The sequence below is a fragment of the Roseateles sp. GW821-FHT02E12 genome, assembly GCF_059421665.1.
This window is the reverse complement of sequence record NZ_JBWKVK010000001.1, coordinates 618,012-640,568: the sequence shown is the minus strand read 5'-3', so window position 1 is coordinate 640,568 and position 22,557 is coordinate 618,012. Positions and strand designations below refer to the sequence as shown.

The window sequence follows — 22,557 nt, the reverse complement described above, 5'->3', positions numbered from 1 at the left end:
GGGCGGAGCTGTCGGTTTGGAGCGCGGAATTGTGGCGGCCTATCATGTCCGGTTCGCTTGTGAAAACTGCCATGGCCCTCCCGGATTTGCCCGCGCCCCCCGAGTCCAGATTCATCCGCGTGCGCGGTGCGCGTACGCACAACCTGAAAAACATCGACGTCGACCTGCCGCGGCATGCGCTGGTGGTCATCACGGGGCTGTCCGGTTCGGGTAAATCGTCGCTTGCCTTCGACACGCTGTATGCCGAGGGTCAGCGGCGTTATGTGGAGAGCCTGTCCAGCTACGCGCGGCAGTTCCTGCAGCTGATGGACAAACCCGATGTGGACATCATCGAGGGCCTGTCGCCCGCGATCTCCATCGAACAGAAGGCAACCTCGCACAACCCGCGCTCGACGGTCGGCACCGTCACCGAGATCCACGATTACCTGCGGCTGCTCTACGCCCGCGCCGGCACGCCCTTCTGCCCCGACCACGATCTGCCGCTGGAGGCGCAGTCCGTCAGCCAGATGGTGGACGCCGTGCTGGCCATGCCCGACGAGTCCAAATTGATGCTGCTGGCGCCCGTCGTGCGCGACCGCAAGGGCGAGTTCCTGGACCTGTTTGCCGACCTGCAGGCCCAGGGCTATGTGCGTTTTCGCGTCGATGGCGCGACGGTGGAGGCGCCGGACATCCCGGCACTGAAGAAGGCCGAGAAGCACGACATCGACGTCGTCATCGACCGCATCAAGCTGCGCCATGACGCGGCGGACAGCCTGCGCCAGCGCCTGGCCGAGAGCTTCGAGGCGGCGCTGCGGCTGGCCGACGGGCGGGCCCTGGTGATGAACATGGACACCGAGCAGACGACGCTGTTCTCCAGCAAGTTCGCCTGCCCGGTCTGCTCCTACTCGCTGCCCGAGCTGGAGCCGCGCCTGTTCTCGTTCAACTCGCCGGTGGGCGCCTGCCCGAGCTGCGAGGGCCTGGGCCAGGTCACGGTGTTCGATGCGGACCGTGTCGTCGCCTTCCCGACGCTCTCCTTGGCCAGCGGCGCGGTCAAGGGTTGGGACCGGCGCAACCCCTACACCTTCTCGCTGCTGGAGTCAGTCGCGGCCCACTACAAGTTCGATGTCGAGGCGCCGTGGGAGGGCCTGCCCGCCACCGCCCAGGGCGTGCTGCTGCACGGCTCGGGCACCGAGGACATCAGCTTCGTCTACCAGGCCGAGACGGCGTCGGGCAAGAAGCGCTCGGTGAAGCGCCAGCATCCCTTCGAGGGCATCCTGCCCAATCTGCAGCGGCGCTTCAAGGAGACCGACTCGGCGGCGGTGCGCGAGGACCTGGCCCGCTACATGGCCGCCAAGCCTTGCGTCGCTTGCGAAGGTTCGCGGCTGCGGCGCGAGGCGCGCAACGTCGTGCTGCAGCCGGCCGACGCGCCGGCGGGTGTGCGCGGCCGGCCCATCTTCGAGGTCGAGCATTCGACGCTGCGCGAATGCCTGGACTACTTCGAGGGCCTCAAGCTCAAGGGCAACAAGGCCGAGATCGGCGACAAGGTCATCCGCGAGATCGCGTCACGGCTGCGCTTCCTGAACGACGTGGGCCTGAACTACCTGAGCCTGGACCGCAGTGCCGACACGCTGTCGGGCGGCGAGGCGCAGCGCATTCGCCTCGCGTCGCAGATCGGCTCGGGCCTCACGGGCGTGATGTATGTGCTGGACGAGCCCAGCATCGGCCTGCACCAGCGCGACAACGACCGCCTCATCGCCACGCTGCGGCGGCTGCGGGATCTCGGCAACTCGGTGCTGGTGGTGGAGCACGACGAGGACGCCATCCGCGCGGCCGACTGGGTGCTGGACCTGGGGCCTGGCGCCGGCGTGCATGGCGGGCGCGTCATGTCCCAAGGCACGCCCGACCAGGTGGCGGCCGACCCGAACTCGTTGACCGGCCGTTATCTGAGTGGTGCGGCGCGCATCGAAGTGCCCAAGGAGCGTCACAAGGCGACGGGCGAGGCGAGGCTGCGCATCGTCAACGCGCGCGGCAACAACCTCAAGGGCGTGACGGTCGAGATCCCGGTGGGGCTCTTCACCTGCGTGACCGGCGTGTCCGGCTCGGGCAAGAGCACGCTGGTCAACGACACGCTCTACACGGCCGTCGCCAAGAAGCTTTACCAGAGCCATGCCGACCCGGCGCCTTATGACGAGATCGAGGGCCTGGACGCCTTCGACAAGGTCATCAACGTCGACCAATCGCCCATCGGCCGCACGCCGCGCTCCAACCCGGCGACGTACACGGGCCTGTTCACGCCCATCCGCGAGCTGTTCGCCGAGATGAACACGGCGCGCGAACGCGGCTACGGCCCGGGGCGCTTCAGCTTCAACGTGGCCGGCGGCCGTTGCGAGGCCTGCCAGGGCGATGGCGTGTTGAAGGTGGAGATGCACTTCCTGCCGGATGTGTACGTGCCCTGCGATGTCTGCCAGGGCCGGCGCTACAACCGTGAGACGCTGGAAGTGCTCTACAAGGGCAAGAACATCACCCAGGTGCTGAACATGACGGTGGAGGACGCCTTCGAGCTGTTCAACGCCGTGCCCACGCTCGCGCGCAAGCTGCAGACGCTGCTGGACGTGGGCCTGGGCTATGTGAAGCTGGGCCAGAGCGCGACGACGCTGTCGGGCGGCGAGGCGCAGCGGGTGAAGCTGGCGCTGGAGCTGAGCAAACGCGACACCGGCCGCACCCTCTACATCCTGGACGAGCCGACCACCGGCCTGCACTTCGCCGACATCGCCCTCTTGATGAAGGTGCTGCACCAGTTGCGCGACGCGGGCAACACCATCGTCGTCATCGAGCACAACCTGGACGTCATCAAGACGGCCGACTGGCTCATCGACATGGGGCCGGAAGGCGGCGCCGGCGGCGGCACGCTGCTGGTGGCCGGCACGCCGGAGGATGTGGCGGCCTGCGAGGCCAGCCATACGGGGCGTTATCTGGCGCCACTGCTCAGGCGCTGATTGGTAATTCGCGGGCCGAGCGCCGGGCCGCTCCCAAGCCGGCCCGGCCGGGCGATGTGCGTGCGGCTCAATGCCGCATGCATCGCCGTCCCCTCGGGGGACCGGCCAAGGTACTCCTTGGACGAGGGGCTTAGCCCCGGCGCTGGCGGGCGCGGAAGATGACGACGAGCAGGCCCAGGGCGATCATGGCCCAGGTGCCGGGTTCCGGCACGGCCGGGACGCTGTCGCCGGGCAGGCCGGCGTCGGCCGTCGACACGCGGCCCGGCGGCAGCGCCGGCATGCCGAGGTTGACCAGGCCCACGCTGCCGCCGGGGGCGGCTGCCGTCGTGGGTGCGCTGCCGCCGGGCAGGCTGAAGCCGCCACCTTCGGCCGGGGCGCCGCCCAGCGAGGGCACGCCGGATGCGCGGGCAAAACTGTCCGGTGCCGCGGCGGCCATCGGGCCGGCGGCCGGGGCTTCGAACTCCAGCGGTGTTTCTTCGCCCTCGCGCGTCGATGAGGCGACGTTGGCGGCCTGGGCCGGCGCGACGGCGCTGGGCTTGTCCAGGCGGCGGATGCGGCTGACGTTGCGGCAGACTGTGGGCACCAGGATGCACTGGCCGTCCTCGCAGTAGACGAGGCCGCGCTCCTGCGTGGTCGCCGTCCACTTGGTGCGCGTCACCGTGGTGCAGACAGCGCCGGGGCCGAAGTGCATGTCGCGGATCTCGGGCGCGTAGGTCGCCTTGCCCTTGATGCCGTCGCGCTCGATGACGGCGATGTCGTCATAGTTGCGCACCTTCATGCGGGCCTTGAGCTTTTCGCGCGTCGCGGCGGGGATGTCCTGATAGCGATCGACGGCGGCCACCACGTCGCCCATGAAGGGGTTGACGCCCGGGCGGTCCCAGCTGCATTGCGGCAGCGTGGAGCCGGCGGAAACGGCGAGGGCGAGGATGGCAATCAGGGACATTTGGCGGTCCGAAAAAAGAAGGCGCCCGGGTTTGGACGCATGGACGCAATACTAGGGATTCCTAGGGTTTATCCGCGTTGAAGACCCGCAAAGAGGGGGTGTCAAGCGGGTGAGATAAATCACGCAAAGGGCTGAAAACGTTTGTCAGAGCGACCTCGGCGGCCCGGCCCGGCATTGCTGCTATCGTGCCGACCGCTTCCTGCAGTCCCCCCGAACCCGCCATGCCCGACCGCGCCCCGCCGCTGGTGCTTTACGTCGAAGACGACCGCATTCACCTGATCCTGATGGAGGAGGTGTTCCGGCTGCTGCCGGGCTGGGAGCTGCGCTGTGCCGAGACCGGTGCCGAGGCGTTGGCGGCGCTGGGCGAGTGCCGGCCCAGCCTCGTTCTCGTCGACATGAACCTGCCGGACATGACGGGGCTGGAGCTCATCGCCAGGGCCAAGACCGATGCCGAGCTGGCACCTCGGTTCGATGCATTGCGCTGGGTGGCCTTGTCGGCGGACGACCCCGGCAGCGTCGTGCGCGCCGCGCGCGCGGCGGGCTTCCAGGACTACTGGCTCAAGCCCATCGACGTGCCGCAGTTGCAGACCACGCTGCACAAGCTGCTGGCCTGAACCGGTGGTTCGCCGCTGCCGAATGCAGTGGCTGAAAACGCGGCGGCTGAAAACGCGACGGTCAAAAAAAAGCCCGGCAGCGCCGGGCTTCGTTCCGCAGGCCGCTTGCGCGGCACTGCATCACTTCAGGTGGCTGTTGATCAGCTTGGTCATCTCGAACATGTCGGCCTTGGCCTTGCCGAAGATTTCCTTCAGCTTGGCGTCGGCGTTGATGACGCGCTTCTGCAGCTCGTCCTGCAGCTTGTTCTTCTTGATGTACTCCCAGACCTTCTTGGTCACGTCGGTGCGCGGCAGCGGGCTGGCGCCAACGATGGCCGCGAGAGCGGCGCTGGGGGTCAGGGCCTTCATGAAGGCGGCGTTGGGCGTGCGCTTCTTGGCGGGTGCAGCGGCCTTCTTGGCCGGAGCTGCCTTCTTCGCAGGTGCAGCCGCCTTCTTGGCCGGAGCTGCCGCCTTCTTTGCTGCAGGCGCCTTCGCGGGCGCTGCCGCCTTCTTCGCCGGTGCGGCCTTCTTAGCCGGTGCCGCCGCTTTCTTCGCGGGCGCGGCCTTCTTCGCAGTTGCCATGTCGATTCACTCCATCAAAAGTTGTTGATGTGCCGGGCCTGGGTGAAGGCCGCGTAAGCCTTCAATACTCGCTAGCACCCTGCGGCAGCGATGGTACTGCTCTCCCTAGGGGAAGAGAAGGCTTTCATAGAGGGGATGACCCGCAGTGGCCCATGAAATCGACCCTTTGAGGCCTTGCTTGTCGCGGGGCCGCATCACTTGGGCCTTCCAGAGCCTTGCACTCAGTCGATGTCGCTGCCTTCGGGCGCGCGCTTCATGCCGCTCAACATCGCGCCAACGAGGTTCTCGCGATGCCGCCAGCTCGTCAAAACGACGCCGCCGAGATGGCCCACGACGAGGGTCATGACGAGCCAGGCGAGTGCCGCGTGCAGGTCCGACAGCCACTCGTAGCCCCACAGCCAATCGGTCGTGTAGAGCCAACCGCTGATGACGAGGGCCGCGGCGGTGCTCCACAGCGCCAGCACCATCCAACCGCCCAGAGGGTTATGGCCAACGTAGCGCGGCTCGCCGCCCGAGCGCATCGCGCGGGCATAGGCCAGCACTGTGCGCGGGCCACGCACGAACTGCGCGAGGCGGGCATAGCGCGAGCGTGGGCCGCCCGCAAAGCCCCAGAGAAGCCGCAGCGCCACGGCCGCACCGGCCACGTAGCCGGCGGTGTGGTGCACGGCGTCGAAGGCGCGCGACGGCCAGTGGCCGCTGATCCAGCACGTGGCGACCGTGGCCGCGAGCGTCCAGTGCAGCACGCGCACGAGGACGTCCCAGACGCGGATGCGCGCGGCACCGGTCATTGCGCGGCTTTACTTCTTGTCAGCCGGCTGCTCGCCTTCGGGGTAGACGCGCTCGAAGGTCTTGGGGTGGAAGAAGGCCTCGGCCTTGGCGCCCTTGTCGTCGAAGCCATAGACCTCGTAGCAGCCGTTGTAGTTCTGGACCTTGCGGACCTTCCAGCCTTCGGCCTCCAGCTTGCGCTGCAGTTCCATCTGCGGCTTCTTCTCTTCCTTGGGCACGACGGGGCAGGAGACGGCGCCGTGGGCGAACGCGCCGCCGGCGGCGATGGCGAGGGCGATGGTGGTGAGGATGCGTTTCATCGGGGTGTCCTTTCGGAACAGCTGCCGGGCCACAACAGTGCCGGGCCGGCGTCGGCGAGAGTCTTGCAGCCGGAGAGCGCCATCGCGATCTCCAGTTCGTCGCGCAGCAGGCGCAGCGCGTGGGCCACGCCCAGGGCGCCGCTGGCGGCAAGGGCATGGATGTAGGGGCGGCCGAGCAGCACGGCGTTGGCGCCCAGGGCCATGGCCTTGAGCACGTCGGTGCCGCGGCGGATGCCGCCGTCGACGAGCAGCGGCACGTCGGGCCCGAGGGCGGCGCGCAGCGGCGGCAGCAGCTCGGTGGTGGGTGGCAGCGTGTCCAGCGCGCGGCCACCGTGGTTGGAGACGACGAAGCCGGTGACGCCGCGGGTCAGCGCCTCGCGCGCATCGTCGGCATGCGTCACACCCTTGAGCAACAGCGGCAGCTTGCTTTCGGCGCGCAGCCAGTCGACCTGCGCCCAAGTGGCGGCGCGCGGCATCAGGCCGTCGAACAGCGCGCTCTGGCCGGGCTGCAGGTTGAGGGGCTTCTTCAGACCGCCCAGGTTCACCGCGCGGATGTCGTCCGGCAGCTTGAAGCCGGTGCGGCGCTCGCGGTCGCGCGCGCCGTGCACGGGGGCGTCGACGGTCAGCACCAGGGCCTGGTAGCCGGCGGCTTCGATGCGCTTGAGCAGGGCGCGCATGAAGTCGCGGTCGTCGCGCCAGTAGAGCTGGAACCACAGCGGGCCGGCTGCGGCGTCGCCCAACATCGGCGCGGCCACGGCTTCCATGTCGATGCTGGCCTGGGCGCTGAGGATGAGGCCGGCCTCCTGCGCGGCAGCGGCGTGGGCGATGGCCAGCTCGCCGTCGGCGTGGAAGAGGCGCTGGTAGGCGATGGGCGCGAGCAGGATGGGGTGGCGCAGCTCGCGGCCGAGCAGGTTCACGCGGGTGTGGCCGTTGCCGAGGTCGCGCAGTACGCGCGGCTGCAGCTTGATGGCATCCCAGGCGGTGCGGTTGGCGCGCAGCGTGATCTCGTCGGCCGCGCCACCGTTCAGATAGGCCCAGGCGGCTGCGTCGACGCGGGCCTTGGCGGGCGCCTCGAAGTCGGTCAGGTTGGCCAGGCCATCCGGCAAGGATTCAATGCGCGGGGCGCTCACGTGTCGGCCCACATCCGCAGCAGGTTGTGATACGTGCCCGTCAGCTGCACGAGCTCGGGCGTTTCGCCATGCTCGCCGCGCAGCTTCATCAGGCTCATGTCCATCTCGTAAAGCAGGCGGCGCTGTTCGTCGGCGCGCACCATGCTCTCGATCCAGAAGAAGCTGGCCAGCCGCTCGCCGCGCGTGACGGGTTCGACGCGGTGCACGCTGGTGCCGGGGTAGACGACCATGTCGCCGGCCGCGAGCTTGACGCGCTGTTCACCGAAGGCGTGCTCGATGACGAGATCGCCGCCGTCGTAGTCGGCCGGTTCGTTCAGGAAGAGGGTGCAGGAGATGTCGGTGCGCACACGCTGCAAGCCGCCGGGCAGGTAGCGCACGGCTTGGTCGACATGGCTGCCGTAGGCATTGCTCGCGCCGGCGTAGCGGTTGAACAGCGGCGGCAGCACGCGCTTGGGCAGCGTGGCCGAGAAGAACAGCGGGTGCTTCTCGAGCGCCTGCAGCACCAGGGCCTGCAGCTCGCGGTGCTGCTCGCTGCCGGGCTGCAGCTGCTGGTTGTTCTTGACCTGCGCGGCCTGGCGGCCGGCGGTGCTGCGACCATCGGCCCAGGGGGCCGTGGCCAGCAGCTCGCGGGCCCGGGCCACGCCGGCAGCGTCGAGGATCTGGGGGATCTTCAGCAGCATGGCGTGGCGCGGGTCTCCGTCGGGGGGGTCAGAACTTGTAGGTGCCCGTCATCGTGACGTTGCGGCCCTTGCCCGGCACGTAGTGGCCTGTGTAGAGCGAATCGGCGTAGAGCTTGTTGGCCACATTGTCGACGTTGAGGCGGAACAGCAGCGCGTCCTCGATGACCGTGTACTCGGCCATCAGGTTGGCGATGATGAACTTGGGCACGTAGAAGCCGGGGTTGCGCAGCGGCTGCTGGCTGCTGCGCGCATTGAAGCCGCCGCCGACGCGCCACTGGGCGTTGAGCTTGTAGGTCGTCCACAGGCTGCCGGAGTACTGCGGCGTCAGCGACGGGCGCGAGCCCTGGCCTTCCGCGCCCTCGGCGCCGATGTCGATCTTGGCGACCGGCATCCAGGTGAAGGTGCCGAAGATCTCCCACTCGGGCGTGATGCGGCCGGTGATGTCGACGTCGATGCCCGAGGCATGACGCTTGCCGGACAGCTCGACCAGGTTGCTTAGCGGATCGGTGTTGCGCTCGTGCAGCTTGGTGGCGCGGAAGATGCCGAAGCGCGTCGTCAGCTTGCCGTCCGCCGAGTCGTACTGGCCGCCCAGCTCGAGGTTGACCGACTTCTCGGGCGGGATGTTCTGGTTGGCGGCGCTCAGCGAGTACGTGTCGCCCGAGGTGTTGAAGGACGTCGCGCCCATCAGGTGGAAGGACAGCTGCGCGCTCGGCTGGAACAGCACAGCGGCGCGCTTGCTCCACTCCGAGACGTTCATCGCGTAGGGCTGGGTCGTCGTGGGCGACGGGGCGTTGTTGGGGATGCTGTAGACCTTGTAGTCGCCGTCGAGCTTGTCGTAGCGCAGCCCGGCCAGCACCTTCCACATCGGCGCGACCTGGATCAAGTCCTGCAGATAGGCGCCGTAGCCCTTGGAGACGTAGTCATTGTTGGTGCGGAAGCTGCGCAGGCCTTCGTTGATCGATGCGCCGTCATCGGGGCGGCCGATGGTCGTTGTCGGCTTGGTCGGGACGACGCCACCCTGGTTGGCCGAGTAGGCGGCGTAGACCTGCTTCTTCTCCTGCGAGAAGTCGGCGCCGGTGGTGATGTTGTGCTCCATACCCGCGAGCTTCAGCCTGGCGTTCAGGTCGCTCTGCGCCGTCACCGTCTGCATGTCCTGCACCTTCAGCTGGGTGCCGCGGTTGATGACGGTGTTGGGGCCGAAGGTAGCAAGCGACGCGGCAATGCCACCGGGCTGCAGGTTCGCAGCGGCGAAGCGCACGGTGCCGGCGCGTTGGTCACGGGTGTAGCTCGCGTAGCGGGCCTTGGTGACCAGCTCCACGTCGGGGCTGAACTTGTGCGTGTGCTGGCCCATCACGTAGCGGGCCGAGCCCTTGTTGCGGTCGCTGGCCATGCCGTAATAGGCGGTCGGGTCCAGTGGCAGCAGCGTCGTGGCGCTGGTGGGCGAGGTCAGCGAGGGCCGGATGAAGGGCATGCCGTAGTTCATGCCGTTCTCGTTCTCGAGCGCATACAGCGTGAGGGAGAACTCGTCGTCTTCGCCGATGCCCGTGCGCACCGAGCCGGCGACGCCGGCCTTGTTGATCATGCTGCCGGCGCCGTCGTTGTCGCCGCGGTTGACCATGGTGCCGATGCGCCAGGCCGTCGTCTCGCCGCTGCGGCGGTTGAAGTCGCCGACCGCGCGGAACTGCGAGTGGCTGCCGATGCCGATGTTGATCTCGTTCTGGTCGGCCAGCAGCGCCTGTTTGGTGACCTGGTTGACCGCGCCGCCACTGGAGCCGCGGCCGAACATCAGGGCACCGGAGCCGCGCAGCAGTTCGATCTTGTCGAGGAAGAAGGTGTCGCGGTCGTAGAAGGCCGGGTCGCGCATGCCGTCGATGAAGATGTCACCGGTGCTCTGCAGCGAGATGCCGTGGATCTTGATGTCTTCCTCGCCGCCCTCGGCGGCCTGGAAGGTGATGCCCGCCGTGTTCTTCAGCACTTCCTTGACGTTGTCGAGGTTGCGGTCGTCGATCAGCTTCTCGGTGACGACGGTCAGAGACTGCGGGATGTCGCGGATGTCCTGCTTGCCCTTGCCGATGCGCGTCTCGGTGGTCTGGTAGCCGTCCTTGCCCTGGGGTTCGGCGGTGGCCTTGGCGCGCACGGTGGGCAGCACGCTTTCTTCCTTGGCGGGCGCCTTCTGAGCGGGGGCGGTCTGGGCCAGGGCAGCCGTGGCCAGGCCGAAGCCAGCGGCCAGTGCGCCCAGGGGCAGCAGCGCTGCCTGCGCCTTGTTCGATTTGTTCTTGCGGGACATGGATTTCTCCGATGGATCGTGAATGGGCATGGCTTTGCCCACGACAGCGCAAAGCGCTGCCCACGGCATGGCTACTCAGGGAAAGGAGACGGGATCAGCGGTCGACTTCGTAGGACATCGGTGCGATGACCTCCCACTCGACGGCCTGACCGTTTTCCGTGTACGGCGCGAAGCGGGCGCTGCGCATGTCCTGCAGCGCCTGCTCGTCCAGTCGGGCGAAGCCGGAGGACTTCGCCAAGGTGATTTCACGTGGCTGGCCGCGCACGTCGACGACGACGCGCAGATGCACGACGCCGGACTCGCGCAGCCGCTTGGACATCAGCGGCACCGTCATGCGCGGCTCTTTCAGATAGCGCACCGCGCTGGCGGGGATCTGCTTGATCTGCGGCGTGGGCGGCGGCGTGATGGGAATGACGGGCGTCGGCGCCGCCACCACCGGTGTGGGCGATGGCGGTGGCAGGGGAATCGCCGCGAAGACCGGCGAGGGGGCAGGCGCCGTGGCGACGGCGATCAGTGGCGGGTCGATCATCGCCAGCGCCGGCACCTTCAACTGCGGTATCGCCACGGGGGGCGGCGGCAGCGGCTTGGGCGGCTCGGCCGGCGCCACCAGGCGCACGACGACGGGGGCGATGCGCGCCACCGCGCGGTGCAGGTCCTGCACTTGGCTCAGACCCCACAGGCCCAGCAGATGCAGCGCAACGATGCCCACCATCAGCCCGCGCTGCTTGCTCGTGGGGCGCGACATGTCGGCAAAGCTTGGCCGCGGTTCTTGCAGCCGCAACGGCACCACCAGCGCGGGTCGCGACGGCGCGACGACCGGCGCGGGAGCGGCCGAACTGGGGGCAACAAAGGCGAGGGCGGGCTTCACGAGCAAGACGAGACGTGTGGGACTGAAAGAATCTTAACACGAATGCGAACGATTCCTATTTGATGCATGTCAAGCTGCGGCGGCTGTACGACAGCCTCGGCGGGCGGCGCCCGATATGCTTCACGGCCATGAAGACCCTCACCCGTTGGTTGCTGCTGGCCGGGGCGTTGCTGCTCGTGGCCCATCTCTACCCTGGCGTCGTCGTGACGAGCTTCACCTCGGCGCTGATCGCGGCCCTGGTGCTGGGCCTGCTGAACACGCTGTTGCGGCCCATCCTCGTGCTGCTGACGCTGCCGGTGACGGTGCTGAGCCTGGGGCTCTTTCTCTTCGTCATCAACGCGCTGATGTTCTGGGCCGCCGCCTCGCTGCTGACGGGCCTGGCCGTGACCGGCTTCTGGGCGGCGCTGATCGGCTCGCTGATCTACAGCCTGTGCGGCATGGTCATCGACGTCGTCATCGAGCGGATCTTCCCGAGCGACTAGCCGCAGGCCATCTCGACGCCGGCCCTGGCCAGCGCGGCCAGCGCCTCGCGCGGATCTCCGGCGCGGGCACGCAGCGCCATCGAATGCAGCACCGCCGACGCGAGCTGGGCGCGCATCGTCACATCCGTGCCGGCCGGTAGTTCGCCGTCGTCCACCGCACGCTTGAGCCGCGCCTCGAAGGCGGCATTGAAGCCGCGCAGCGAATCGCCGAGCTGGCGGCGGATGGCCTCGTCGCGCGGCGCCTCGGTGGCGGCCGTGCCGATCAGCAGGCAGCCGCGCCCGGCCTCGTCGGCAGGGCAGTAGAGCTGCAGTGCCAGCTCGTAGACGCGCTGCAGGCCTTCGCGCAGCGGGCGCCCGTCCAGTGCTGCCGCGATGGCCGCATCGGACTGCTCCGTGTAGAGCCGCAACGCCTGCAGATAAAGCGCGTGCTTGTCGCCGAACGCGCCGTAGAGGCTGGGCCGGTTCAGGCCGGTGGCCGCGCTCAGGTCGTCCAGCGAGGTCGATGCATAGCCGCGCTGCCAGAAGGTCAGCGTCGCGCGGGCCAACGTGGCCTCGGTGTCGAAGCTGCGGGGCCGGCCGCGGGGCCGCGGGGCGGGCTTGCCGGCCTCTTCTTCAGATTTTTGTACCACGATGAATGAAATTCATTGACGTCATTGAATTCTGTTCAATATAGTACAGAAACACTGTTGGAGACCTTGATGGAGCTGTTCTTTTCCCCGATGGCCTGTTCGCTGGCAAGCCGCACCGTGCTCTACGAAGCGGGAGCCGACGCCCTGTTCACCCAGGTGGACAGCAAGGCCAAGCGCACGCTGGATGGCCGCGACTATTGGCAGATCAATTCCATGGGCCAGGTGCCGGCCCTGCGTACGCAAGACGGCTGGGTGCTGACCGAGAACGCCGCGGTGCTGCAGTACCTGGCCGAGGCCTGGCCGGCCGCCGGCTTGCTGCCTGAAGACGCCGCGGCGCGCGCCCGCGTGCGCCAGTGGCTGGGCTTCATCGGCACCGAACTGCACAAGGCCGTCTTCGTGCCCCTGCTGGACCCCAAGGCCAGCGCCGACGTGAAGACCTATTCGATGGAGAAGGCCGCGCTGCGCCTGGACACGCTGGAAGCGCATTTGCAGCGGCACGAGCACCTGGAGGGCGGCTACGGCATCGCCGACATCTACCTCGCGGTCGTGCTGAACTGGGCGCCCTATGCAGGTGTGGAGCTGGCGGCGTGGCCGGCGGTCAAGGCGTATCACCGTCGCATCAGCCAGCGTGAGGCGGTGGCGCGCGCACTGCGCGAGGAGTTCGTCCTCTATCAGGAAGAGCAGCGCCTGCGCGCTGCCTGAAGTTCAGTTGGGCAGTTCGACGTCGGGCGGGATGTAGCGTCCGCGGTACATCTCGCCGAGGAGGGACTGGCGCTCGTAGACGAGGGCGCGCAGCCGGGCGTCGATGACCGAGGCCTCGACCTGGTCGGCATCAGGCCCGCGCGACTGGCGCAGGCCCGAACGCATGCGGTCGATGGCGCCGTTGAGGTCGCCGGCGGCGGCATGCACCTCGGCTTGGGCCCGTACGGCCCGCAGCGGTTGGCCCAGCTTCTGCCAGATCAGCGCGAGTTGGGCCCAGGCCAGGGAGTCCCGGGGATCCAGGCTCACATGGGTCTGCAGCGCATCCGCGGCGTCGCGCAAGGCGGGCGACGCCGGGCCGGTCGCCAGCGCCAGGCCCACCCGCTGCATCAGCATGGGGCGGGACTTCTCGCCCGCCAGTGTGTCCAGAGCGGCCGTGCCCTCCATCGGCCGGCCGCGAGCCTGTGCCAGCTCGGCACGCAGATAGGTCAGCTGCCGGCTGGCCGCCACGGTCTCGGCAGGGCTGGGGTTGATGAGTTGCAGCGTCACCTCGGCGCTGCGCAGCGTGGTCTCGGCGCGGTCGAAGTTGCGCAGCTTGATGGAGGCCAGCGCCGCGGCATAACGCGCGCCGAGCTGTTCGTAGCCGCCGCTCTCGCGGATGTTGCGGGCGCCGGCGTCGTAGTTCTCGAGCACCTTCCAGGCCTCGACACGCGGGTCCATCAGCACGCGGGAGCGTGCCGCCATCAGCGCGTGCTCGGCGAGGCCCCGCGGCCGCGCGAACGACTCGAGCGCCAGACGCGTGCGTGCGTCGCCGATGCGCTCGCTGGTCAGCGGGTGGGAGCGCAGATACGGGAAGGCGCCGTTGTCCATCAGGTGGTAGGCCTGCTCCATGCGCTCGAACATGCTGACCATGCCACTGCCCGCGAAACCGGCCTCGACGAGCACGTTGAAGCCGACGCGGTCGGCCTCGCGTTCCATGTCGCGCGAGAAGTTCAGCGACAGCTGCGTGGCCGCCGCCTGGCCGCCGACGATGCCGGCATTGGCCAGCTCGATGTTGCCGCGCGACGCGGCCAGCACGCCCAGCAGCAGGCCGGCGATGGCGACCATGCTGTTCTTGGAGTCACCGGCGATGCGGCGCGCGATGTGGCGCTGCGTCACGTGCGAGATCTCGTGCGCCAGCACCGAGGCCAGCTCGTCGCGCGACACCGTCATGGCGATGAGCCCCAGGTGGGTGCCGACGAAGCCGCCCGGCAGCGCGAAGGCGTTGATGCTCTTGTCCTCGACGAGGAAGCTCTCCCAGGCGAAGCGGGTCTGGATGTCTTCGCCGATGTGGCCGAGCTTGCGCGACGCAGCCACCAGGGGCTCGAAGATGCTCGCCATGTATTCCGTCAGCAGCGGGTCCTGCACAACGGCCGGGTCGAGGCGGATCATGCGCATATAGCGTTCACCGAGTGCCCGCTCGGCGCCGACATCGAGGTCTTGCGAGACCGAGTCGCCCAGGGCCGGCAGGTTGACCTGGGCCTGGATCGGGGCGGTGGTGATGAGGCAGGCGGCCGCAACCAGGGTCAGCAGGGCGCGAGAGGCAAGGGACTTCTTCATCGAACAGGAACTCCGGCCGGCGGGAGCCGGCTGTCTATGATGCCTGCAACTCGGTTTCCTGAATGTTTCTTGGCATGACAACCCCCCTGACGCATTTCGACGCCCAGGGCCAAGCGCACATGGTGGACGTGTCGGCCAAGGCCGAGACGCACCGCGTCGCGGTCGCCGCCGGCGAGATCCGCATGAAGCCCGAGACCTTCGCGCTGATCGCCAGCGGCACGGCCAAGAAGGGCGATGTGCTGGGCGTGGCGCGCATCGCCGCAATCCAGGGCGCCAAGCGCTGTTCGGACCTGGTGCCGCTGTGCCATCCGCTGCCGATCACGCGCGTGGCGGTGGACTTCCAGCTCGACGAGGCGGGCAGCCGCGTGCTGTGCCGCGCGCAGGTCGAGACGCTGGGCCGCACCGGTGTCGAGATGGAGGCGCTGTGCGCCGTGCAGGTGGGCCTGCTGACCATCTACGACATGTGCAAGGCCGCGGACCGCGGCATGGTCATCTCGAACGTGCGCGTGCTGGAGAAGCAGGGCGGCAAGTCGGGCGACTGGCACGCCGTCGTCGAGCCCGCCTAGGCTCAGCGCAGGGCTCGCCAGTCCCGCACACCCGATGCCGGCTGGCATTGCGGCATGGCCGGCGCTGAGGCTGCGTCCTCGCAGGTGGTGAACCAGGTCTCGCCCGTCGGGTTGCGGAATTCGCGCAACCGGTCCGCCAGGTAGCGCGCGCCTTCCAGGTCGCCCGTGTTTTCCAGCGAGCGCGACCAGTGCATCAGCAGGCGCGCGTCGATCAGGCTGAAGGCCGTGCGGCGCGTGGCGGCGAGGGCCAGCTTGCCGGGCGGGAAGCTGGTGGCCGCGGCGTAGTCGGCCTGGTGGCTGAAGAAGATCGAGTGCTGGCCGGTGGCGATGCGCTGGTTCAGCGGCGCGGCATCGGCAGTTGGTGCGTAGATGACGACGATGCGCTGGTAGTCCCACACGGCGAAGGCGCTGCCGGCGATCAGCAGGGCGCCGATGCCCTGCCAGGGTGTTGCCGACGCTGGCGTGGCGTCAGCATCGGCCGGCAGCGTGAGGCCCAGCGCGAAGCAGGCCGGCAGCAGGAAGTAGGCGTACCAGAGCGGGTACTCCAGCAGGCTGTGCAGCGCGATGGTCAGCACCAGCATCAGCGCGGCGCGGCGCAGTGGCGCGTCCGCTTCGGCGCGCACGGCGCCAAGCGTGGCCTTCCACAGCGCCCAGCCCAGCAGGCCCAGCACGGCGCCGGCCCAGGGCAGGCCGAGTTCGACGGCGAGCTGCGAGGGCAGGTTGTGGGTGTGGTCGAAGAAGGCGATGGGGCGGGTCGGGAAGGGCGTCAGGCTCCAGGCGAAATTGAACTCGCCCCAGCCGACGCCCAGCAGCGGATTGGCCATCGTCAGCGCCCAGGCGTCACGCAGGATGGCCAGGCGCGTTGGCGAGCCGGCGCCTTCGGCCAAGCGGGACGCGGCGCCGAAGGCATGGCCGCTCTCGGCCGACCACAGCGAGATCAACCACCAGCTGAAGCCCAGCATCAGCGGCGTGGCGAGCAGGAGCAGGCGTGCACTGCGCGACAGCTTGCGGTCGACGAGGCCCCAGATAGCCAGCATCGCGATGCCGATGAAGCCGGTGCGCGAGGCGCTGAGCACGACGGTGAAGACGCAGGCGAACAGCAGCGGCGCCAATGCCATGCGCCAGCCGCTTTTATGCCAGCCACGCTTTTCGGTGATGTACACGGCGGCGACGGCGGCCCACATCATCAGGCTCGCCAGGTGGTTGGGCTGGCGCAGGTTGCCGACGGCGCGGCCCGCGATGCCCGAGCGCGCGATGAAGCTGCCGTCGGCCCAGTCGGGCAGGAAGACCTGCACCAGGCCGATGGCGATGCTGGCCAGGCCGGCCGAGAGCAGGCCCCAGCACAGGCCCTCGGCCGCGCGGCTGCGCTGCTCGCGCGACAGGCCCTGGGCGATGAGCAGCACGGCCAGGCCGGTGCCGATGATGGCCGTGGCACCGAGACCGAGCGATGCGGGCAGGCCGCGCCAGGCCATGGAGCTGAGCGGCGCGGCGAGCAGCAGGGCCAGCGCGATGGCGGCAGGGCTCTTCAGGCCGGCGGGCCAGCCGGGCGTGAAGCGGGCCCACACCAGCAAGGCCAGGCCCCAGCCGGCGAGGGCGAGCAGCTGGTTGTAGAGGGTGGCGGCCGGCGTCTGGTTGAAGGCCAGCAGCGGCGGCAGGGCGGCGGCGAGGACGAGGCCGAAGAAGGCGGCCTGCTCAGCGGGGGAGGACGTCGCGGAAGACATGGGCGCGCATCATGGCACGTGCAGCCTTCAGCTTTTCGTCGGCGCTTCCTCGTGATAGTCGTCGTCGATGTTGACGGCCCAGATCGCGTCGCGGCCGGCGCCGTTGTTCATGATGGCCTGCGCGGCCAGGCGCGCGGACAGCATGGAGTGGTCCTGGTTGTTGTAGCGGTGCATGCCGTTGCGGCCGCACAGATACAGGTTGTCCAGGCCGTCGAGCCAGCCACGAAGTTCGTCGAAGCGCTGGAAGGCGGCGCCGAAATAGCCCGGGTAGGCCTTGGGCTGGCGCAGCACGGTGCCATCGAGCAGCTCGGCTTCGTCGGCCAGGCCCAGCTGCTGCATCTCGCGCACGGCCAGGCTTTTCAGCGCGTCTTCGCTCATGGCCCACAGCGCGTCGTCGTCGCGCGCGAAGAACTCCAGGCCGAGCCAGACGGTGTTCGGGTCGGCCACCATGTACGGGCTCCAGTTATTGAAGACCTGCACGCGCCCGACCTTGACGCCAGGTTCCTGGATGTAGATCCAGTTGTCGTTCACCTGGCGGGCCTTGCCGGCCACCTTCGGCGACATGCGGCGGTAGAGCAGGCCGACGGTGATGAAGTCGCGGTACTCGAGGCCGGAGGCGATGGCCAGCGCCGGCGCGTCGGCCGCGGGGCGCAGCGCCTGGGCGAGTTCGCGGATGGGCATGGTCGAGACGACGGCGCTGGCGTCGAAGGCCAGGCGCTGGCCGGCGTCGTCGCGCGCCAGCACGCGCGTGATGCGCCGGTCCTCGCGGTGGATCTCGTCCACGCGCAGGCTGCGCAGCAGCTGCCCGCCCAGGCGCTCGAACTCGCGCGCGGCCGTTTCCCACATCTGGCCGGGGCCGTACTTGGGGTAGAGAAAGCTCTCGATCAGCGAGGTGTGCTGGGTGTCGGTCTTGCCGGTGACGATCTTCTTCAGCGCCTGCTTGGCCGCGCTGCCGATGGACAGGCTCTTGATTCGCTGTGCGCCCCAGTCGGCGCTGATGTCGCGGCAGGGCACGCCCCAGACCTTCTCGGTGTAGTCCTTGAAGAACTGCAGGTAGAGCTGGCGGCCGAAGCGGTTGATGAAGAAGTCTTCCAGCGTTTGCTCGGGTTGGATGGGGCTGGCCGCGGCGGCCATGTAGCTGCCGGCGAACTGCATGCAGCGGCCGACGCCCATGTTGCGCACCAGATCCAGGCTGGGCTTGAGCGGGTAGTCGAAGAAGTTGCCGCCGAAGTAGATGCGCGACTGGCGGCTGCGGATCAGCATGACGGCGTCGTCCGCCTCGCTTGCCGTGGCCGCGTGGCTGCCAAGCAGGCGCTGCTGGCCCTGGTAGCCCAGCAATGCCTCGCCATTCCCGTTGGCGGGCTTGGCCACCGGCAGCACGTCGCGCCACCAGTCCATCACCCAGTCGGACTTGGAGAAGAAGCGGTGCCCGCCGATGTCGATGCGGTTGCCCTTGTAGTTGACCGTCTTGGAGATGCCGCCGATGGCGTCGGTGGCTTCCAGGATCGTGACCTGCGGGTAGCCCGCGCGCAGCAGCTCCAGGCCGGCGGTGAGGCCGGCGGGGCCGGCGCCGATGATGAGGGTGGACGTCATGGGGCCTGTGTCGGTGGGGCAGGGTGTCGGGTGAACAACAGCCCTCGTCGGAGGAGGAAGTTCGACATGAAGGTCGCCCCCGCACTGATCATTTTGGCGGGCAAGGCGGGCATGCCGGCCTGGGTGATCGTCAGCCAGAGGATCAGCTCCGTCAGCCCCAGCCCGGCCATGCCTATCGCTGCAAAGCCGAGGAACTCCATGCGCCGGTCTGCGATGCGGTGCTGTGCGAAGACGTGGCGTGTGCTGAGCGTGTAGATCAGGCCCAGCCCGCTCAGAAATCCGGCGGCGGATGCGGCAGGTACGCTGGCGCCCCACCGCAGACTGCACGTGAAGAGGGTGGTATCCAGCGCCAGCGCCAGCGCGCTGGCAGCGACGTACCGCCAGAACTCTTGGAAGGCACGGGGCATGGTCAAGGCTGTAGCGCGGCGAGTTGCTGGCACGAATAGAGCGCAAACGTCTGCGGCGAGTCGCGTTCAGCAGGGGGCTGCCACGTGGCGAGGGGCGCCGGTTTCAGCAGGCCTGGCAGCACGATGGCGGTTGGTGGATCCGCTGTGCGACACAGTTCGACGAGCGCGGCGCTGGAGGGGGTGTCGCAGGCCACCAGGCCTTGTCGATCGCGCGTTAGTGAGGCAGCCATCGTGCAGGCTGAGCGATCCCGTGCAATGGCCCGGTACTGCTCGCGGCGCTCGCCAAAGGCCATCGCGTTGCCCCGGTTGAAAAGCATGCCGGAGCCCTGCTGCGGCGCGAAATGACTGCTGCGTTCCAACAGTCCCCAGACAGCAGCCAACTGGTCAGGCCAATAGACACTGGCCCCGGGAGGCAGATGGGCTTGAAACTGATGAGGAGCAGCCCTGGGCGACTCCACGGCGCGTGCAAGGTCGGATCGCTGATCCCAGGCCTGAATGGCGAGCGCAAGCAGGGCTGTGCTCAGGCATACAGCCCCCCACCGGCCCACCTGGCCCATGCGGCTGAGCCATAGCAGCGCGCCGAAGCACGGCAGTGCCATCACCGGGAACGAAAGCACGGTCTGGGCAGGGGTGCTCCAACCGGAAGTGGGAAAGCGCCATTGCAGAAGCAGCAGCAAGTCGTTGAGCCGTGCGGCAGAGAGCATCAACAGAACGGCCATGACCACGAGGCACACCAGAAGGGTCGTTGTCCGGGAGACGGAGCCGGCCGGCAGTTTCCAGGCGAGCGCGGTGGTCAGGGCCAGCAACATGCACGTTGCGGGTCCGTGCAAGCCCCCGACATGCACATTCACTATCGCCAGCGCCAACGCGCAGGCACTGGCGCGCCACAGGCCGCCCCGCTTCCACAGCTGAAGGGCCAGCCAGGGAGACGTGGCGACGGCCAGCAGGTGGGCGATCCAGTGCACGCGCCAAAGCTGCAGTTGCGTCGGGAGCACGCCATGCAGGCCGTCCACCAACACCAGTGCGAGCACCAGCAACAACACCATGGCACCAGCTGTGGCACTCAGCAGTCGAGAAAATCTTGCCGAGGGGCTGAGGTAAGCCGCGCCCAGCAGGACGCCCGCGTCCAGGGCGACACCAGACCAGTCCAGTACAGACCAGTTCTGCAGCAAGACTTGCGGGCTGGCGGTGTCGAAGAGTGACCACCAATAGGCGTCGTAGCGTTTGAACAGGTTGCCCCAGGGGGGCAGGTCAGCGGTGCCAGCGATCAACGGCAGCGCAAACGCTGCGAGCAGCCAGAGCCATCGCCTGTCCTGCCGGGCGAGGTAGACGTACAGCGCCGCGAGGACGGGTAGCGTCATCAGCGGGTGAATCAGAGCCGCCGAAATGAGCAGCGTCACCAGCAACTTGTATTGCCCGCGTAGCATGGCCACCAGGGCCCAGACCAGCAGCGGTTCCGCGGCACTACGTGCTGTCAGGAACTGTTCGCTGTAGCTGAAGGCCCAGCCGCCGCCATACATCGGCGAAATGACCGCAAAGGCCATCAGGCCCCACAGCGCTGTCGAACGGTTTTGATCCAGCAGGGTCAACAGCGCGAACACGGCGCTGCCGGTGCAGAGCCAGCAGGCCAGCACCACCGCCATGTGCGTGACGCCCTCTCCCAGCAGCCCATAGAGCGGCATCACCAGTTGCGAATAGATGGAGAAGCGATCCTGTGAGCCGCTCGCGAAGAAGATGTCGTGCGCGAGTTCCGGCACACGTGAGTGCCGAAGCACCTGGCCGAAGTAGAGGCTGCCGTCGTGCCAGATCCCGAGGTAGGGACGCGCCGCCAACGCAAAAGCTGCGATGGTGATCAGGCCCGCCAGGACGCTCCACCGGTCGATCTGGCGAGGTGTGGACGCGGCAGGCATGCGGTCAATCATGGATGCAAGAGGCCAAGCTCGATGGCTGGGAGCTGCGCAGGGTGAGTGAAGGTGCCTGACTCGTTGAGCTGCATTTGCGGGTCAGCGTGTGTGGGCCCGGCGATGCATGTGAAAAACGGGGCACCAAAAGAAAGCAGGGGCCCGAAGGCCCCTGCTCGCAGGATCTCAAATCGATCAGGTGTTGTTCTTGCGCAGGGCAGCCAGCAGCACCGCATTGGTGATGTTGGCGGAATCGGTCTTCCAGGTGACGGCCGAGCTGCCCAGGGTGGGGGTGAAGGTGATGGTGTTGCCGCCCAGGTCGTTACCAACCTTGGTGGCGGGATTGAACTGGATGGTGATCAGGCCGTTGGTGCCGATGGTTGCGGACGCAACTTCTGCCGTGGGCGTGAACGTGTAGTTGGACAGCACACCCGTGCCGGTGCAGGTCGACAGGCCACCTTCTTCCTGCGCGCACAGTGAGACGGCTGCCTTGGCCGTGTCAGCTGCAGACAGGGCGTTGCCCAGCTTGGCCTTGGCGGTGTAGTCCTTGTACTGCGGGATCGCCACAGCAGCCAGGATGCCGATGATGGCCACGACGATCATCAGTTCGATCAGGGTGAAACCCTGTTGGGCGCGTTGCTTCAGGTTCATGTCGGTACTCCAGCGAAGGTGAGTGTGAGGGGAGGGCACACCCCCTGAATGCAGGTGCCGTGCCAGCTTTTTCTGGCCTTTGGCGCGTGCGAAAGCGCACGGATCGGTGCTGGAAGGGTTGGCGGCTGACAAAAAACGTCACTTTTGGCTGACGCGTTCTGTCATCACCGCCCGCCGGGCCGAGAAACGTCAGGCGAAAAAATGGCGCCTCGAGGGCGCCGGTGGAGGGGGGCGGGTTCAGAGCCGCATTTCTTGTCCGGCCTGCAACGCGCTGATCCGGTGCGGGCTGTTCAGCGCCTGCACGCCCTGCATGACCGCCTCGACCTCGCCGGGCTTGATGTGCGTGATGCGCACGTCGACGCTGCCGGCCAGCTGGGTCAGCTCGTGGCCGAGGTCGCTCGGGCAGAGGTGCCGGCTGACGTGGGCGACCTCGGCTTCGTCGTCGCTGAAGGCGGTTTCGATGACGAGGTGGGACAGGCGCAGCTCGGCCAGGCGGCGCCACAGCGCCGGGTTGGGGCCGGTGTCGCCGGTGAAGATCCAATGGGCGTGGCCAGCGGTGGCACCTGCATCCACGGCAAAGCCGACTGCAGGAACGGTGTGGACGGCTGGCAGGACTTCGATGACGCGGCCACCGAGGTCGAGGCGGTCGCCGATCTGGAAGGCATGCATCGACAGCACGGGGGCCTCGGCGGTCGGCAGCGCGGTGAAGTCGGGCCAGATGACGCCGTTGAAGACGTGCTGGCGCAGCGCGGCCAGCGTCTCGGGCAGGGCGTGAACCTGGATGGGCGGGCGACCGGCAGCCACCCGCAGGCGCAGCACCGCATCGGCCAGCAGCGGAATGCCCAGCACGTGGTCCAGATGGGAGTGGCTGAGCAGGATGTGGTCGATGGCCGCCAGGGCGTCCAGTGGCAGGTCGCCCACGCCCGTGCCGGCGTCGATGAGGACATCGTCGTCAAGCAGGAAGGCAGTGGTCTTGTAGCCGGCGGCAATGGCGCCGGAGCAACCCAGGACGCGGATGTTCATGCGGGGCGTGGCTCTGATTGGGTGCCTCGCGTCAGGCGAGGCAGAGCCAAGAATGTACGCACCCGCCCAGGCGGTCGGACGGTCGGATTACCGAGTTGGGGGCATCCCTTCCGTGAGGAAGTCACAGCAGCCGCGAGGTGGGC

The 22,557-nt window shown here is 68.1% G+C and carries 21 protein-coding genes; 5 read left to right on the top strand and 16 right to left on the bottom strand.

Features of this window, described 5'->3' with window-relative positions; all coding sequences use genetic code 11:
• Positions 1-71: 71 nt before the first annotated feature.
• A complete protein-coding gene (gene uvrA, locus AC07V5_RS03025; RefSeq protein WP_495114097.1) occupies positions 72-2,975 on the top strand; it encodes an excinuclease ABC subunit UvrA in 2,904 nt (967 codons plus the stop codon).
• A 130-nt stretch (positions 2,976-3,105) separates the two neighbouring features.
• Here the strand turns inward: uvrA and AC07V5_RS03020 are convergent, their stop codons facing one another.
• Positions 3,106-3,918 carry an MHFG family PEP-CTERM protein gene (locus AC07V5_RS03020; protein WP_495114096.1) on the bottom strand — a complete coding sequence of 271 codons (813 nt, stop codon included), beginning with the start codon at positions 3,916-3,918 and terminating at the stop codon, positions 3,106-3,108.
• 221 nt (positions 3,919-4,139) lie between these two features.
• On the opposite strand from AC07V5_RS03020, the gene AC07V5_RS03015 reads away from it, so the two are divergent.
• On the top strand, positions 4,140-4,532 hold the full coding sequence (locus tag AC07V5_RS03015; protein WP_495114095.1) for a response regulator: 393 nt from the start codon (positions 4,140-4,142) through the stop codon (positions 4,530-4,532).
• Positions 4,533-4,652: 120 nt separating this feature from the next.
• On the opposite strand, the gene AC07V5_RS03010 is transcribed toward AC07V5_RS03015, so the two are convergent.
• The 7 genes from AC07V5_RS03010 to AC07V5_RS02980 form a co-directional block, all read right to left on the bottom strand.
• Positions 4,653-5,093: an SWIB/MDM2 domain-containing protein gene (locus AC07V5_RS03010; RefSeq protein ID WP_495114094.1), complete on the bottom strand. Its 441-nt coding sequence runs from the start codon at positions 5,091-5,093 to the stop codon at positions 4,653-4,655.
• Positions 5,094-5,314: 221 nt separating this feature from the next.
• Entirely contained in the window at positions 5,315-5,881 is a 567-nt protein-coding gene (locus AC07V5_RS03005) for a cytochrome b/b6 domain-containing protein (RefSeq protein ID WP_495114093.1), read from the bottom strand.
• Positions 5,882-5,890: 9 nt separating this feature from the next.
• Complete coding sequence (locus tag AC07V5_RS03000) at positions 5,891-6,178, bottom strand: PepSY domain-containing protein (RefSeq protein ID WP_495114092.1); 288 nt, start codon at positions 6,176-6,178, stop codon at positions 5,891-5,893.
• On the bottom strand, positions 6,175-7,308 hold the full coding sequence (locus tag AC07V5_RS02995) for an alpha-hydroxy acid oxidase (RefSeq protein WP_495114091.1): 1,134 nt from the start codon (positions 7,306-7,308) through the stop codon (positions 6,175-6,177). Before AC07V5_RS02995 ends, AC07V5_RS03000 begins: the two co-directional genes overlap by 4 nt.
• A complete protein-coding gene (locus tag AC07V5_RS02990) occupies positions 7,305-7,988 on the bottom strand; it encodes a Fe2+-dependent dioxygenase (protein WP_495114090.1) in 684 nt (227 codons plus the stop codon). Before AC07V5_RS02990 ends, AC07V5_RS02995 begins: the two co-directional genes overlap by 4 nt.
• A gap of 28 nt (positions 7,989-8,016) precedes the next feature.
• Entirely contained in the window at positions 8,017-10,275 is a 2,259-nt protein-coding gene (locus AC07V5_RS02985) for a TonB-dependent receptor (RefSeq protein WP_495114089.1), read from the bottom strand.
• Positions 10,276-10,369: 94 nt separating this feature from the next.
• Complete coding sequence (locus tag AC07V5_RS02980) at positions 10,370-11,020, bottom strand: TonB family protein (RefSeq protein ID WP_495114088.1); 651 nt, start codon at positions 11,018-11,020, stop codon at positions 10,370-10,372.
• Positions 11,021-11,271: 251 nt separating this feature from the next.
• Between AC07V5_RS02980 and AC07V5_RS02975 the strand changes: the two genes are divergently transcribed.
• Entirely contained in the window at positions 11,272-11,625 is a 354-nt protein-coding gene (locus AC07V5_RS02975) for a phage holin family protein (RefSeq protein WP_495114087.1), read from the top strand.
• Here the strand turns inward: AC07V5_RS02975 and AC07V5_RS02970 are convergent.
• On the bottom strand, positions 11,622-12,254 hold the full coding sequence (locus tag AC07V5_RS02970; protein ID WP_495114086.1) for a TetR/AcrR family transcriptional regulator: 633 nt from the start codon (positions 12,252-12,254) through the stop codon (positions 11,622-11,624). The two genes, AC07V5_RS02975 and AC07V5_RS02970, sit on opposite strands and share 4 nt — an antisense overlap.
• Positions 12,255-12,323: 69 nt before the next feature.
• On the opposite strand from AC07V5_RS02970, the gene AC07V5_RS02965 reads away from it, so the two are divergent.
• Positions 12,324-12,956 carry a glutathione binding-like protein gene (locus AC07V5_RS02965; RefSeq protein ID WP_495114085.1) on the top strand — a complete coding sequence of 211 codons (633 nt, stop codon included), beginning with the start codon at positions 12,324-12,326 and terminating at the stop codon, positions 12,954-12,956.
• Positions 12,957-12,959: 3 nt separating this feature from the next.
• Here the strand turns inward: AC07V5_RS02965 and AC07V5_RS02960 are convergent, their stop codons facing one another.
• Positions 12,960-14,552, bottom strand: a complete 1,593-nt coding sequence (locus AC07V5_RS02960; protein WP_495114084.1) for a M48 family metalloprotease — start codon at positions 14,550-14,552, stop codon at positions 12,960-12,962.
• A 74-nt stretch (positions 14,553-14,626) separates the two neighbouring features.
• Between AC07V5_RS02960 and moaC the strand changes: the two genes are divergently transcribed.
• On the top strand, positions 14,627-15,118 hold the full coding sequence (moaC, locus tag AC07V5_RS02955) for a cyclic pyranopterin monophosphate synthase MoaC (protein ID WP_495114083.1): 492 nt from the start codon (positions 14,627-14,629) through the stop codon (positions 15,116-15,118).
• Between the two features lie 2 nt (positions 15,119-15,120).
• Here moaC and AC07V5_RS02950 read toward each other — a convergent pair whose 3' ends face one another.
• The 6 genes from AC07V5_RS02950 to AC07V5_RS02925 form a co-directional block, all read right to left on the bottom strand.
• Complete coding sequence (locus AC07V5_RS02950) at positions 15,121-16,839, bottom strand: PglL family O-oligosaccharyltransferase (protein WP_495114082.1); 1,719 nt, start codon at positions 16,837-16,839, stop codon at positions 15,121-15,123.
• 27 nt (positions 16,840-16,866) lie between these two features.
• Entirely contained in the window at positions 16,867-18,432 is a 1,566-nt protein-coding gene (locus AC07V5_RS02945; RefSeq protein WP_495114081.1) for an NAD(P)/FAD-dependent oxidoreductase, read from the bottom strand.
• Positions 18,429-18,839, bottom strand: a complete 411-nt coding sequence (locus AC07V5_RS02940; RefSeq protein ID WP_495114080.1) for a GtrA family protein — start codon at positions 18,837-18,839, stop codon at positions 18,429-18,431. The genes AC07V5_RS02945 and AC07V5_RS02940 overlap by 4 nt, the downstream gene beginning before the upstream one ends.
• A gap of 2 nt (positions 18,840-18,841) precedes the next feature.
• Positions 18,842-20,761, bottom strand: coding sequence for a hypothetical protein (locus AC07V5_RS02935; protein ID WP_495114079.1), 1,920 nt, complete (start codon positions 20,759-20,761; stop codon positions 18,842-18,844).
• A gap of 174 nt (positions 20,762-20,935) precedes the next feature.
• A complete protein-coding gene (locus AC07V5_RS02930; RefSeq protein WP_495114078.1) occupies positions 20,936-21,391 on the bottom strand; it encodes a pilin in 456 nt (151 codons plus the stop codon).
• Between the two features lie 237 nt (positions 21,392-21,628).
• Positions 21,629-22,414 carry an MBL fold metallo-hydrolase gene (locus AC07V5_RS02925; protein WP_495114077.1) on the bottom strand — a complete coding sequence of 262 codons (786 nt, stop codon included), beginning with the start codon at positions 22,412-22,414 and terminating at the stop codon, positions 21,629-21,631.
• Positions 22,415-22,557: the final 143 nt, after the last annotated feature.